This window comes from Enterococcus sp. AZ167 (assembly GCF_051714025.1).
GTDB lineage: Bacteria > Bacillota > Bacilli > Lactobacillales > Enterococcaceae > Enterococcus_D > Enterococcus_D casseliflavus.
In genome coordinates this window covers 2,330,817-2,344,559 of record NZ_JBIORB010000001.1, presented here as the reverse complement: position 1 = coordinate 2,344,559, position 13,743 = coordinate 2,330,817, and the positions used below count along the sequence as shown (strand labels likewise).

14 protein-coding genes, 2 pseudogenes and 1 other annotated feature are annotated in these 13,743 nt (G+C 44.8%); of the genes and pseudogenes, 15 read left to right on the top strand and 1 reads right to left on the bottom strand.

Annotated elements, in window-relative coordinates:
* The first annotated feature begins 86 nt into the window (after window positions 1-86).
* The 11 genes and pseudogenes from IGJ05_RS11000 to IGJ05_RS10950 all read left to right on the top strand — a co-directional run.
* Window positions 87-1,226, top strand: coding sequence for a PIN/TRAM domain-containing protein (locus IGJ05_RS11000; RefSeq protein ID WP_005226396.1), 1,140 nt, complete (start codon window positions 87-89; stop codon window positions 1,224-1,226).
* 169 nt (window positions 1,227-1,395) lie between these two features.
* A complete protein-coding gene (gene gltX, locus IGJ05_RS10995) occupies window positions 1,396-2,853 on the top strand; it encodes a glutamate--tRNA ligase (protein ID WP_016608945.1) in 1,458 nt (485 codons plus the stop codon).
* Window positions 2,850-3,048 (top strand) — a binding site (T-box leader). Its footprint overlaps the gene before it by 4 nt.
* Before the next feature lie 65 nt (window positions 3,049-3,113).
* Complete coding sequence (gene epsC, locus IGJ05_RS10990) at window positions 3,114-3,650, top strand: serine O-acetyltransferase EpsC (RefSeq protein ID WP_026008130.1); 537 nt, start codon at window positions 3,114-3,116, stop codon at window positions 3,648-3,650.
* The gene (gene cysS / locus IGJ05_RS10985; RefSeq protein ID WP_015508686.1) at window positions 3,643-5,055 is read left to right on the top strand and encodes a cysteine--tRNA ligase; all 1,413 of its coding nucleotides are present in this window, start codon (window positions 3,643-3,645) and stop codon (window positions 5,053-5,055) included. The genes epsC and cysS overlap by 8 nt, the downstream gene beginning before the upstream one ends.
* Window positions 5,052-5,474 (top strand): Mini-ribonuclease 3, encoded by a 423-nt coding sequence (locus IGJ05_RS10980; protein WP_015508687.1) that lies wholly within the window; start codon window positions 5,052-5,054, stop codon window positions 5,472-5,474. The genes cysS and IGJ05_RS10980 overlap by 4 nt, the downstream gene beginning before the upstream one ends.
* Window positions 5,440-6,279 (top strand): 23S rRNA (guanosine(2251)-2'-O)-methyltransferase RlmB, encoded by an 840-nt coding sequence (gene rlmB / locus IGJ05_RS10975; RefSeq protein ID WP_081116706.1) that lies wholly within the window; start codon window positions 5,440-5,442, stop codon window positions 6,277-6,279. Before IGJ05_RS10980 ends, rlmB begins: the two co-directional genes overlap by 35 nt.
* The gene (locus tag IGJ05_RS10970) at window positions 6,276-6,794 is read left to right on the top strand and encodes an NYN domain-containing protein (protein WP_005226413.1); all 519 of its coding nucleotides are present in this window, start codon (window positions 6,276-6,278) and stop codon (window positions 6,792-6,794) included. Before rlmB ends, IGJ05_RS10970 begins: the two co-directional genes overlap by 4 nt.
* A gap of 95 nt (window positions 6,795-6,889) precedes the next feature.
* Window positions 6,890-7,452: pseudogene (locus IGJ05_RS10965) on the top strand (sigma-70 family RNA polymerase sigma factor).
* Window positions 7,453-7,539: 87 nt separating this feature from the next.
* Window positions 7,540-7,785, top strand: coding sequence for a Veg family protein (locus IGJ05_RS10960; RefSeq protein ID WP_005226417.1), 246 nt, complete (start codon window positions 7,540-7,542; stop codon window positions 7,783-7,785).
* Between the two features lie 61 nt (window positions 7,786-7,846).
* The gene (locus IGJ05_RS10955) at window positions 7,847-8,089 is read left to right on the top strand and encodes a GNAT family N-acetyltransferase (RefSeq protein ID WP_225000675.1); all 243 of its coding nucleotides are present in this window, start codon (window positions 7,847-7,849) and stop codon (window positions 8,087-8,089) included.
* 12 nt (window positions 8,090-8,101) lie between these two features.
* Window positions 8,102-8,299 (top strand): annotated as a pseudogene (locus IGJ05_RS10950) (GNAT family N-acetyltransferase); the annotation flags it as partial.
* Window positions 8,300-8,394: 95 nt separating this feature from the next.
* Here IGJ05_RS10950 and mscL read toward each other — a convergent pair.
* On the bottom strand, window positions 8,395-8,841 hold the full coding sequence (mscL, locus tag IGJ05_RS10945) for a large conductance mechanosensitive channel protein MscL (protein ID WP_005226421.1): 447 nt from the start codon (window positions 8,839-8,841) through the stop codon (window positions 8,395-8,397).
* Between the two features lie 161 nt (window positions 8,842-9,002).
* Between mscL and yfmF the strand changes: the two genes are divergently transcribed.
* From yfmF to pgsA, 4 genes are all read left to right on the top strand, one after another.
* Entirely contained in the window at window positions 9,003-10,271 is a 1,269-nt protein-coding gene (yfmF, locus tag IGJ05_RS10940) for an EF-P 5-aminopentanol modification-associated protein YfmF (protein ID WP_081116705.1), read from the top strand.
* Window positions 10,264-11,562 (top strand): EF-P 5-aminopentanol modification-associated protein YfmH, encoded by a 1,299-nt coding sequence (gene yfmH, locus IGJ05_RS10935; RefSeq protein WP_074934338.1) that lies wholly within the window; start codon window positions 10,264-10,266, stop codon window positions 11,560-11,562. Before yfmF ends, yfmH begins: the two co-directional genes overlap by 8 nt.
* Before the next feature lie 464 nt (window positions 11,563-12,026).
* Window positions 12,027-12,929 (top strand): helix-turn-helix domain-containing protein, encoded by a 903-nt coding sequence (locus IGJ05_RS10930; RefSeq protein ID WP_016608952.1) that lies wholly within the window; start codon window positions 12,027-12,029, stop codon window positions 12,927-12,929.
* Window positions 12,930-13,061: 132 nt separating this feature from the next.
* On the top strand, window positions 13,062-13,643 hold the full coding sequence (pgsA, locus tag IGJ05_RS10925) for a CDP-diacylglycerol--glycerol-3-phosphate 3-phosphatidyltransferase (protein WP_005226440.1): 582 nt from the start codon (window positions 13,062-13,064) through the stop codon (window positions 13,641-13,643).
* Window positions 13,644-13,743 lie beyond the last annotated feature (100 nt).

Here is a 13,743-nt window from a genome sequence, read left to right as displayed (position 1 = left end):
CGACAGCCGCTGACTGGCGGAAGGAGCCTGTCTGGCAGCACGGATTTTTGAACAAAAGAAACCTACTGGAGTATGGAGGAACATGTATGCAGAAACGAGTCATTACCGCACTAATGGTACTTGCCGGAGCAAGTCTGGGGATCTCACTGATGCCTATCGCATGGCAAGCCATTGGGCAAACCCAAAATGAATGGCTGAATAATAACATCACTAATAGTTTGCTTGGAGCCCTTATTTTCTTTTTATTATCTTTACTATTAGCGAAATATATTGCAGCCGGTATTCGCAAAATTGAAGAAAAACTAAGTGAATTGAGCTTAACGTATCTCTTGTTTGGCGCAATTGGTTCGATCATCGGTCTGATGATCGGTGTGATCGTGTCGATTCCTTTTTACAATTGGGATATTCCTTTTATCAACGGGATCGCCCCAATCTTAGTGATGGTCCTGTTAGGGTATCTCGGTTTTCAGATCGGGACGACACGGATCGATGAATGGAAAAAAGTCTTTGCCCCAAAAAACAAAAAGGCAGAGCCCCAAGAGCAAGATGAACAGCAGATGCTGGAAAGAAAAATCGCGGACCATTTCCACAAATACAAAATTTTGGATACCAGCGTGATCATTGATGGTCGGATCTATGACATTGCTAAAACGGGCTTTTTAGAAGGCGTCTTGCTGATCCCGAATTTTGTCTTGTATGAATTGCAATACATCGCAGATTCTGGCGATAGTTTGAAACGGGTTCGGGGTCGCCGCGGCTTGGATATTTTGAATGCTTTGCAAAAAGAAGAAGGCATCGCAGTTGAGATGTATGAAGGCGATTTTGAAGACATCTCCGAAGTCGATAGCAAGCTGATCAAGTTAGCGAAGATGCTGGATGGTGTCGTCGTGACCAATGATTACAATTTAAACAAAGTTTCTGAATTTCAAAATGTGCCTGTCTTGAATATCAATGCGTTGGCCAATGCGGTCAAACCAGTGGTGATTCCAGGAGAAAGCATGCACGTCTTAGTGGTGAAAGCTGGCACGGAGCGCCAGCAAGGGGTCGCTTATCTAGATGACGGGACGATGGTCGTGGTGGAAGATGGCCAGCATTACATGAATGAACACATCGAAGTGATCGTCACCAGCGCCTTGCAAACGGCAGCTGGGCGGATGATTTTTGCCAAACCAGCCCATTCTGGTCGCGGCATCGACAACAAAGAAGGATCGAAATCAGAGAAATAATCCTAGGCAGCTGGCGTAAAATATGCCAGCTGCCTTTACTAATTGGGTTATTGATTGTACAATTCAACTTGAGGGTTCTGTTTTTTACGCGGGTCTTTCCCACTAAACTGAACAATAAGCCCCAAGCAGCTTGGCTGGCTTGGAAATCAGATGAAGGAAGAGGAAAACAATGACAAAAGTACGTGTACGTTACGCGCCAAGTCCAACAGGACATTTACACATCGGGAATGCTCGGACGGCTTTATTCAATTATTTGTTTGCTCGTCACAATGACGGTGAATTTATTATCCGAATCGAAGACACCGATCAAAAAAGAAACATTGAAGATGGTGAAAAAAGCCAGCTTGAAAACTTGCAATGGTTAGGAATGGATTGGGACGAATCACCTGAAAATCCAGGAGAATACGGTCCGTATCGTCAATCAGAACGCGGCGATATCTACCAACCACTGATCGATCAATTGCTTGCAAGCAATCGTGCGTATAAGTGTTATTGTACGGAAGAAGAACTGGAAGCCGAACGTGAAGGCCAAAGAGCTCGTGGCGAAATGCCCCATTATGCAGGGAAATGTGCCAACTTAACACCAGAAGAGCAAGCCGAAAAAGAAGCACAAGGCTTGAAACCAGTGATTCGTTTCCGTGTCTCTCGCAATACTGAATACAAATTCCACGACATGGTCAAAGGCGAGATCGTTTTTGAATCAGATAATGTCGGTGGCGATTTTGTCATCCAAAAACGTGACGGTATGCCGACTTACAACTTTGCAGTAGCAGTCGATGACCATCATATGAAAATCACCCATGTGCTGCGTGGAGATGACCACATCGCCAACACACCAAAACAGTTGATGATCTATGAAGCATTTGGCTGGCAAGCACCAGAATTCGGGCATATGACGTTGATCATCAATAGCGAAACCGGGAAAAAATTAAGCAAACGGGACGAATCGATTCTCCAATTCATCGAGCAATACCGTGAGTTGGGTTATCTACCAGACGCTATGTTCAACTTCATTGCACTTTTAGGCTGGTCACCAGTAGGGGAAGAAGAAATCTTCTCTCAAGAAGAATTGATCAAAATCTTTGATCCTGAACGGTTGAGCAAATCACCAGCTGCCTTCGATGCCAAGAAGTTGGAATGGGTCAATAACCAATACATGAAACAAATGGATCTGGATGAATTGACGGCAATGTGCGTCCCTTACTTGGTAAAAGCCGGTCGCATCGAAGAAACATTGACCGAAGAAAAAGCTGCCTGGTTGAAAAAAATCGTTTCCCTGTATCAACCGCAAATGAGTTTTGCGGCACAAATCGTCGACCTTTCGGAATTGTTCTTCGAAGAACACCCTGAATTAGATGATGCAGCCAAAGAAGTCTTAGCAGGAGAAACTGTACCGACGGTTTTGACAGCCTTTAAAGAAAAATTACAGGCGATGCCAGTCGTTGAGGCTGCGGCAGTCAAAGCAGCCATCAAAGAGATCCAAAAAGAAACAGGCATCAAAGGCAAGAATTTATTCATGCCGATCCGCGTGGCGGTCTCAGGCCAAACCCACGGACCAGAACTACCAGATACCGTTGAATTATTAGGGAAAGAAAAAGCCCTTGATCATTTGAATAACGTGTTATAAACACAGCGAATAGACGAAGTACTAGCCGATTTTTTTCAGAGAGACCACGGAAGGTGAGAGTGGTCAAAAAAGGCTAGGAAATGCACCTAGGAGTGGCTTTGGCGCAAGTCAAAGACGAAGCAGCGGACGTTACCCGCTTGAAGGCAGTGCCGAACTGCGAACAAAAGTGGGACCACGCAAAAAAGCGTCTTTTGAATAAGGAAACTTATTTGAAAGACGCTTTTTTCGTATCAAGAAGTTTGGATAAAGTAGGTGAGAAGATGACTTGGTTCAAAAAAGCAATTGCGGCAACAAAAAAACATGATCCATCGGTACGATCAACGTTGGAGATCATCATCACATACCCAGGATTTCATGCCTTGTTTTGGCATCGTTGGTCGCATTTTTTGTTTCAGCATCGCTGGTATTTTTTGGCAAAACTGACGGCCCAGTTTTGGCGTTTCTTGACTGGGATCGAGATTCATCCTGGTGCGCAGATCGGCCAAGGGGTCTTTATCGATCATGGGATGGGCGTCGTGATCGGAGAAACGGCGATCATTGAAGATGATGTCGTCTTGTTTCACGGGGTCACCTTAGGGGGAACCGGTAAAGAGCGGGGCAAGCGTCATCCCACGGTTAAAACCGGTGCGTTTCTCTCAGCCCATGCGCAGATCTTAGGCCCTGTCACGATCGGTGAGCGTGCAAAGATCGGCGCCAATGCAGTGGTTTTGAAGGATATCCCCGCAGAAGCAACTGCTGTCGGAATCCCAGCAAAGATCGTTCGAATCAAAGGAAAGAAGGTTACCCACGATGATTAAAATCTATAATACGCTGACACGGGAAAAAGAAGTGTTTCAGCCATTAGAAGAAAAAAAAGTAAAAATGTATGTTTGCGGACCCACCGTCTATAACTACATCCATATCGGGAATGGCCGCAGTACTGTGTCGTTTGATACCGTACGCCGTTATTTTGAATACCGCGGCTATACAGTGGACTATTTGATGAATTTTACCGATGTCGATGATAAAATCATTCGTGCGGCAAAAGAATTAGGCACGACGGCCCCAGAAGTGGCAGAGCGTTTTATCAACGCCTTCAATGAAGATACCGCAGCGCTGAACGTCAAACCTGCTACGATGAATCCTCGTGTGATGGATCATATCGAAGACATCATTGCCTTTATTGCTGCTCTTGTAGAAAAAGGCTATGCCTATCCAGTCAATGGCGATGTTTATTACCGTACCCGTAAATTTGCTCACTATGGGCAATTAAGCGACCAATCCATCGATGAGCTGGAAGTCGGCGCAAGCCAGCGGACCGGTGAAGAACAAAAAATCAAGGAAGATCCGTTGGATTTTGCTTTGTGGAAAGCGGCAAAAGGCGATGAGATTGCTTGGGAATCTCCTTGGGGAGCCGGTCGTCCTGGCTGGCATATCGAATGCTCGGTGATGGCGACCAAACACCTAGGCGAGACCATCGATATTCATGGAGGCGGACAAGACTTGACCTTCCCGCATCATGAAAATGAGATCGCCCAAAGCGAGGCGAAAACTGGCAAGACCTTTGCCAACTATTGGATGCATAACGGCTATGTGACGATCGGTGAAGACGAAGAAAAAATGAGTAAGTCACTGGGCAACTTCGTCACAGTGCATGAGATGGTCAAAAAAGTTGATCCGCAGGTGCTGCGTTTCTTTTTGGCAACGACCCAGTACCGCCGACCAATCAAATACAGTGAGACTACCTTGCATGAAGCACAAACCAACCTGCAAAAATTGCGGACGACCTATGAAAATGCCAAATTCCGCTTGAATAGCAGTCATTATCAAGCCAGCGATGAGGAAGTCAATGCAGCGGTTCTGGAAGAATTTGAAGAACGTTTCGTCAAAGAAATGGACGACGATTTCAATGCGGCTAACGGGATCACTGTGGTCTATGAATTGGCGAAGTGGCTGAACTTAGCTAGCGAAGACCCAGAAACAGATTTGGCTTTATTAGCGGCTGGATTAGCCAAATTCAGCGAATGGCTGACGATTTTCGGGATTTATTTTGTATCCGAAGAATTGCTGGATGAAGAAATCGAACAGCTGATCAATGAACGGATCGCCGCCCGCAAAGCCAAAGATTTTGCCCGCAGCGACCAAATCCGTGATGAGTTGAAAGAACAAGGGATCATCTTAGAAGATACCCCGCAAGGAACCCGATGGAGACGAGAAGCATGAGAGATTATAAACAATTGAATGGTTTGGCATTGGCCTATGTGGGGGATGCGGTCTATGAAGTCTATATTCGCGATTATTTAGTCGCCCAAGGCCAAACCCGCCCGAACCAACTGCACCATATGGCGACCCACTATGTGTCGGCCAAAGCCCAAGCGGCATTGATCCAAAAGATGTTGGATGAAGAGATCCTGACCGAAGAAGAACATGATTTTTACCGCCGCGGCCGCAATAGTAAAAGCCATACGGGCGCCAAAAATGCCGATGTCACGACGTATCGTATCGCTACTGGCTTTGAATCGCTGATCGGGTATTTGCACCTCACGCAACAAAAAGAACGCTTAGACGAGCTAATAGACTGGTGTATAAAGAAAGTAGGAGAAGAAGATGCGAGAAAAACCGCAAAGAAAGCGTCCAAATAAAAAAACAGCTGGCCGATCAGAAGCCAGACAAGAAAATAGACCGGATCGCCGCAAAGAAGCCGCTGGAGAAGCCATCGAAGATAATTTTGTCTTCGGCTATCATGCGGTTGCTGAAGCCTTGAAAGAAGGGCGAGGCAACAAGCTGTTTCTTTCCGAAGAAGCACGGGGAGAAAAAATCGATCGTTTGAAAGAAATGGCGCGGGAACAGGCAGTTCCAGTCAAATGGGTGCCAAAACAAAAGCTGGATACGATGAGTGACCAAGGGGTCCATCAAGGCATGATCTTGGCGATCACCCCTTATCAGTATTTGACCTTGGATGAATTGTTGGCCCAAACGAAAGAACAGCCGCTGTATCTGATTTTAGATAATCTAGAAGATCCCCATAATTTCGGCTCCATCATGCGAACCGCTGATGCCAGCGGCGTAGACGGGATCATCATTCCAAAACACCGTGCGGTGGGGATCACGCCGATAGTGGTGAAAACGTCGACCGGCGCAGTGGAACATATCCCTGTGGCCCGCGTGACCAACTTGACCCAAGCAGTCCAGCAGCTGAAAAAAGCTGGTTTTTGGATCTTCGGTACTGATATGAGTGGCAGTGATTACCGCACATGGAATGCCAAAGGGGCGGTCGGTTTGATCATCGGCAACGAAGGTCGTGGCATGGGGGAAGGTTTGAAAAAAGAAGTGGATCAAATGCTGACGATCCCAATGACTGGGCACGTGCAGAGCTTAAATGCCAGTGTGGCGGCGGGCTTGTTGATGTATCAGGCCTTTACTAGCCGAAATGGGGCGTCCCAATGAAAACCCCTTTGCTGATCGTGGATGGCTACAATATGATTGGCGCTTGGCCGGAGCTGGTTCTTTTGAAAAATCAAGACCGTTTAGAAGATGCCCGAGAAGCCTTACTGAATCGGCTGTCGAATTATGCAAAATATGAAGGGTTGAAAATCATCGTTGTTTTTGATGCCCAACTGGTGCCTGGTGTGACCCAAAGTTACACCAAATATCAGCTAGAAGTTATTTTTACTGAAGAAGGAGAGACCGCCGACAGCTACATCGAACGAATCGCTGGTGAATTAAACAATCGATTGACCCAAGTCACCGTCGCTACCAGCGATTTAGCCGAACAGTGGGTGATCTTCTCTCAAGGTGCTTTGCGAACTTCGGCACGGGAATTGTACAAAAGCGTGGAAAAAACGGAAAAAGACATCCACGAGCATCAAACCGACTTGCGATTTGAAAATTTCCGCCGCAATTCCCCTTGGTCACCTGAACAATTAGCCGAACTTGAAAAGAAATTGCGCGACCTTAGTTAGGGACAAAGTTGGTCTGGTAAATTAGAAGATGTCCCAGCCATTTATGATACGCTCCTTTTGTAGCAAATGAAGCAAAAACAAAAGGAGTGATCTCGATGCGCACAAAGGAAAGACAAGTATCGCACCGTTCAGATAGATTTGAAGAGTTGTTCAGAAAATATCGACCGATCGTTGAGATTTTGCATAAAAAATATTATCTGCGGGATTATGACTTAGACGATTGGCTGCAAGAAGGCAGGATCGTTTTTAATAAGTGTCTAAAGACTTACGATAAGGACAAAGGAACGACCATCGGTATCTTGTTTAAGCGTTCCTTTGAGAACCGTATCTGCAGCCTGTTGCGGGCGCAGCATGCCCAAAAACGCAAAGCCCAAGTCGATGCCTGCTCGCTGGAAGAAAAGCTTTTACAAGAAGGCAATCGGTTTTTGACCGATCATAATCGCTGTGCGGAAACTGCAGAGACCTACTTGTTCGTTAATGAATCGTTGGCAGAGTATCCGAAAAGTTTATCGTCTTTAGAACGAATGGTTATAATGAATTATTTAAAAGGATTAGAACTTGATCAGATTGCCGCTCAAGAAAAGCTGCCTTATGAAAAAATAAAAGCGCTTTCAGTCGCGTTCGGACAAAGTTGATAGCGCTTATCAAGGGTGTTTAACAAAAATCTTATTGAAAGTAGAATTATTTTATGGTAAACTTGAAATTTTCTGCTTTTCGTGGTATGATGATGCTCGAGGTGAATGCGATGCCAACAACTTTAGCTACGATCAAGAAAGATTTAGAAGGCCGTATCGGTAGTGAGATTATGCTAGTTGCTCAGACTGGACGTAAGCGTCAAACTGAACGTCGCGGCGTTTTGACAGAAACTTATCCTTCAGTTTTTGTTGTAGATTTGGATCCAAATGAGAATTCATTCGAGCGGGTTTCTTATAGTTATTCAGATATTTTAACTAGAACTGTTGAGATTGAATTTTTATCAGAAGCTGTTTGAAACAAGAAGAGTTGACACTTTGTTGACTCTTTTTTGGTTCAATAAGATAAGGAGTGATGGGATGGCGTTTTTTCTAAAAGAGTTAGGGGAAATGACTGGGGTGGAGTTTTATCAGCTTGCCCGTTTGCGTACAGCGGTTTTTGTGGTGGAACAAGCGTGTGCGTATCAAGAGATCGATGCGATCGATGCACAAGCCAAACATTTATGGGCCCTTGATGAGGAAGGGCAGATCGTTTCGTACGCCCGTATTTTCCAGCAGGAACAAACGGTGCATTTTGGTCGGGTCATTGTGGCACCAGCATAACGGGGGCAAAAAGAAGGCCATCGTCTAATCAAAGAAGTTTTGCATCGCATTGAGCAGTGTTATCCAGCTTTGCCTATTGAGATCGAAGCACAAGCCCACTTAGAAAAATTCTACGGCCAGTATGGCTTTAAAACCATTACACCGCCTTTTTATGAAGACGGGATCCTGCATGTCGGGATGAAAAAAGAAGCAAGCACAGCGACTCTCTAGCGAGGTTCGCGTGCTTGCTTCTTTTAGCGCTATGATTGATGGATCGGATGAATCCGAATCGCTTCTTTCGACCTTATTGACTAAGAGCCGTTTTTTTATCGGATCGTATCATCCAATGATGTTGGACGTGGATCCACAGTGTTGGCAGGAGGCGTTTGCGCTTTTAGAAGGTCACGAATCTCTTCTAAATAATCCTCTGCAGTGACTTCTGGTACTTCTTCTTCCTCAGGTTGTTGTTTCAGATTGCGTAGTTTGTTGACTGCTTTGACAATCAAGAACAAGACAAATGCGGTAATCAAGAACGTAATAATGGCAGTAATTACGCGGCCGAAATCAAAGACCACATTTTTGGCTGGTTCAAAGACCAAGCCAGAAAAGGCATCTGCGTTACCAAAGAGTGATAAGATCCATGAAACCAATGGTGTCAGCAATCCTTCAACTAAACTAGTGACGATTGCGGTGAAGGCACTCCCGATCACGACCCCGATCGCCAAGTCAATGACGTTTCCTCGTAAAATAAATTCTTTAAATTCTTTAATCATCCTGTATCCTCCCTTCTAAATCTTACTGACAGTATAGCGAAAAACGCGGGATTTATAAAAAAAAACGCTCGCTGCAACAGGTTTGATCAGCGAGCCGAGGAGAAAGTTTGTCAGCTATGCTATAATTGAAGAGATAATTTTGCTTCTAGAAGGGGTGTCACATGTCTATTGAATTAAAAAAAGGTGTTCGGTTAACGGTGCTACCGACCAAAAAGTATAAAACGATCCGTTTTTTCGTTCGGTTTACTGCACCATTGCAGGCTGGAATGACCGCCAAACGGACCTTATTGACCAGTTTATTAGAAACGACTAGTTTGGCTTATCCGACACAGACCGCATTTAGCAGTCAGCTGGCAGAGCTTTACGGTGCCAGCTTTGGTATGAATGTCAACAAACGGGGCAATCTGCATCAAATCAATGCAGCGATGTCCTTTGTCAACGGGAAGTACGTGTCAGATGAAGCAGTGTTGCCGCAAGCAGCCGCTTTTTTAGCAGAAGTTTTGTTCCATCCGAATGCCCACGAGGAACAGTTTGAAGAAAAGAACTTCACCATCGAAAAGCACAACTTGATCGCCTATATGAACAGCGTGGCAGAAGATAAGCAAGCATTGGCTTCTTTAGGGCTGCAAGAGTTGTATTTCGAAAACGATCAGAATCAGAAGTATCCGAGCTTTGGCCGTCCCCAAGACTTAGAAGCTGTGACCGCAAAAGAGCTTTACCAAACCTATCGCTCAATGATGGACAATGATCAAATCGATATTTTCGTGATCGGCGATGTGGTTGAAGCAGAAGTTGCGGCGCTCTTCCAAAACATGGCCTTTACCGATCGGCCAGACCAAGCAATGCCGGTCTTTTATCAGCAAGCGGCGGAAAATATCATTCGCGAGAAAATCTTGCGGGAACCAATCATCCAAGCCAAATTGAACTTAGGCTATCATACTGGCGTGTATTATGACCAAGCCGAGCGGATCGCCTTTATGGTCTTCAACGGGTTGTTTGGCGGATTCCCTCATTCAAAACTGTTTATGAATGTCCGAGAGAAAGAAAGTTTGGCGTATTATGCTTCCAGCAGTATCGATACGTTTCGGGGGTATTTGTCGGTCCAAACAGGGATCGATGGCAAAAACCGCGACAAGGTTTTCAAATTGATCGAACAGCAGCTGCAAAGCTTGCAGCGTGGCGAAGTCACCGCGGAAGAACTGGCACAAACAAAAGCGATGTTGAAAAACCAGTACTTGCTTTCATTGGATAACCCACAAGCACTGATCGAAACAGCCTATCTGAATCAGTGGGTACCGAATACGAAAATGACGGAAGATGAATTTATGCAGAAATTGGCACAAGTGACCGTGGCAGATGTCCAAGCATTGGCTCAAAACGTGTCCTTGCAAGCTGTATTCTTCCTGGATAAGGAGACGACCCATGAATAAAAAAGTCTATCAGCAAATCAATGAGACCCTTTATGAAGAAGTATTGCCAAACGGCTTGAAAGTTTATTTGCTGCCAAAAGCCGATTTCCATAAAACTTACGGACTTTTCAGTACGAACTATGGCTCTGTCGACAATCATTTCGGGTTTTCACCCGAAGCATTGCATCAAGTCCCTGACGGCATTGCCCATTTTCTAGAGCACAAACTGTTTGAAAAAGAAGACGGCGATGTCTTTCAAACCTTTGGTCAGCAGGGGGCTTCTGCCAATGCCTTTACCAGTTTCACGAAAACCAGCTACCTTTTTTCGGCAACCGATCAAATCAAGCTGAACCTTGAAACGTTGATCGATTTCGTTCAAGCCCCGTATTTCACAGAAGAAACCGTCGAAAAAGAAAAAGGGATCATTGGTCAAGAAATCCAAATGTATGATGACGATCCGAACTGGCAGCAGTTTTTCGGCATCATCAAAAATCTGTATCCGAAGCACCCCTTGCATATCGATATCGCTGGTACGGTGGAAAGCATTGCGCAGATCACCGCAGAAGACTTGTATCTTTGCTACAATACCTTCTATCACCCAAGCAACATGACGCTTTTTGTGGTAGGCAATATCGATCCTGAAGAAACGATGGCGTGGATTCGGACCAATCAAGCGGCCAAGACCTTTCCAGAAACGCAGGCGATCATTCGCCAGTTTCCTGAAGAAACCTTTGCCGATATTCAAGCAGAATCAAGTCTTACCATGCCAGTGACACGTGCCAAAGGCGTATTAGGGATCAAAGGGGACTTGAACAAACTGCCGAAATCAGGAAGAGAGCTCTTACGCTTCAAAAATGCGTTGAATCTTTTCTGCCAATTGGTGTTAGGCAATACGTCCGCCAATTATTTGCGTTTGTATGATCAAGGCATCATCGACGACACATTTGGGTTTGAAGTGAACTTGGATCGCGGCTTTTACTTTGCCGACTTCTCGGGGGATTCTGAAGAGCCAGAAAAAATGTTGGCAGAGATCGAAGCGATCGTAATGAATTTCCAGCAAGATCCAGAGATCAATGAAGAAAACTTGACGTTATTGAAGAAGAAAATGCTAGGAAAATATTTCCAATCACTGAACTCACTGGAGTTTATCGCAAACCAGTTTACCCAAAGTTTATTCGGTGAAACGACGCTCTTTGATCTGCCAGAAGTGATCCAATCGATTACTTTGGAAGATGTCCAGCAAGCGGCTCGTTCCTTTATCGATCCCAAAGCGTTTAGTCGTTTTTACATGTATCCAACGGAAAAAGCCTAAGCGAAGGCTGGTTTTGTCAAACAGCTATCATCTAAGCGACACTGACTGATTCAAGGAGGAATGCCCAACAGAACAAGGGCTGGCCAACTCCTGAGTCATTCAGTGTTTTCTTTTTGCGTCAAAGGGTGGTTTTTTCTTGCAATTTGATGCCAATTTGGCGAAAAGTATTAAAATTTGTTTGCGAGTTGTCGTTAGGCTATCCTCAGACTTTTTCTTTTATGGTATTCTTTAATTATTGGAGCAAAATCTTTTTTTGTTTTTTTGCAAAAAATCACGGAAAAAATGTTATATTTAGTAGACGGCGTGTCCAAGTGGAAATCGGCGCGACGGAACTTTTTTATTGACGTATACAGGGAACCCCTGTTTTAAAATGATAGAGCAGCTTTGCTGACCTTACGACAAGCAGCGAAGCGATTTTAGGGCTTTTTTTTAAAGATGAATAAAAGACTGGAGTAGATGATCGAGTGGCCAACGAAACAACGATTGGAGCAAAATTACGGCAAGCCCGTTTAGATAAAAACATTTCATTGATTGAATTACAACAAATGACAAAGATCCAAAAACGCTATTTAGAAGCAATTGAAGCAGAGCGTTTTGATCAATTGCCAGGCACTTTTTATGTCCGTGCGTTTATTCGCCAATATGCAGCAGCGGTTGGAGAAGACGGCGACAAATTGGTAGCCGTTTTTGATGGCAAAGATACGTTAGACGCCCCCTTACCAAAAAGACCGCAGCCTGAAACCGTCAGCGGCTCACGAAAAGCACAGCACGTAGAAGAAAAAAGCGGCTCATTTGTCGTCCGCTATTTGCCGATGATTCTATTAGGTCTGGTGGCCATTACGATCGTGAGTATCGTGGGCTACATGGCTTGGCAAGACCGGAATACAACGCCGATGATCCAAGGAAGCTCTTCTCTTGTGGTAGAAAATTCAGCGTCTACCGCTTCCACCACGTCAAGTACGGAAGAAACCAGTACTTCGAGTGAAGCGACGGAGTCTTCAAGTACGACGGAATCCAGCGAAGCGAAAATGACGATGACTGCCAGTGATTCGACGCAATCGTCGATCACGATCACGATGAAAGATGCGGAAAATCCTATTGAATTAGCATTTACTGGGCTAGATGCTTCTTGTTGGGTCGGTGTACAAGTCGACAACGCTTATGTGTACCAATACACTGTTCAAGCGGGAGAAACGCAATCGATGACGCTGCCAGAAGGCGCCACGAATGCGACTTTGACCCTGGGCGCAAGTCAAAATATCTCCATCACTGCCAATGGTCAGGAGGTGGACTTTTCTGATCCGCAATTTGAATTGTTACAAAAGACGGTCCGTCTCGTGATTGAATACCAAGACGATGCGGCTTAAATCTGACAAATGTGCCTCATTGAGGTATCATTAGCTAAAAAGTTATCTGTTGCATCCGACCATTGAAAAGCAGAAGTAGTGGCATGATTTGCCGTTATTTCGTACAATAGTCGGCAGAGAGGAGTCTATTTCGTGAATTTACCCAATCAATTAACTGTATTACGGATCATTATGATCCCCATCTTTATTTTGGTCTTGGTTTTGCCAATCGATCTTGGCACGCTGACCGTTGGTACGACACAATTAGAAAACACGCACCTTATTGCAGCGATCCTTTTTGCGGCAGCCAGCATTACAGACTGGCTAGATGGCAAGATCGCTCGTTCCAGAGGCCTTGTTACCAACTTCGGGAAGTTTGCTGACCCGTTAGCAGATAAAATGCTCGTCATGACGGCTTTTATCATGCTGGTTGAATTAGACAAAGCCCCAGGCTGGGTAGTTTCGATCATCGTTTGCCGCGAGTTGGCAGTGACGGGTTTACGCTTGTTGTTAGTGGAACAAAGCGGGGAAGTCATGGCTGCTGCATGGCCAGGGAAAATCAAAACCGCGACACAAATGGTTGCGATCATTTTCTTGTTCTTGAACAACATTCCCTTTTCAATGATCGGTTTGCCTATCGATCAAATCATGTTGTATCTATGTTTGATCTTCACGATCTATTCCGGGGTCGATTATTTCATAAAAAATACGAATGTTTTTAAAGATTCTATGTAAAATTTCTAGATCTAGATAAAGAAGCGATAAAAACAAGGATACAAGTCACGAAAGTTCAGAAGTTTTCTGGACTTTTTTTGTCAATATGAAAGACTTTTAC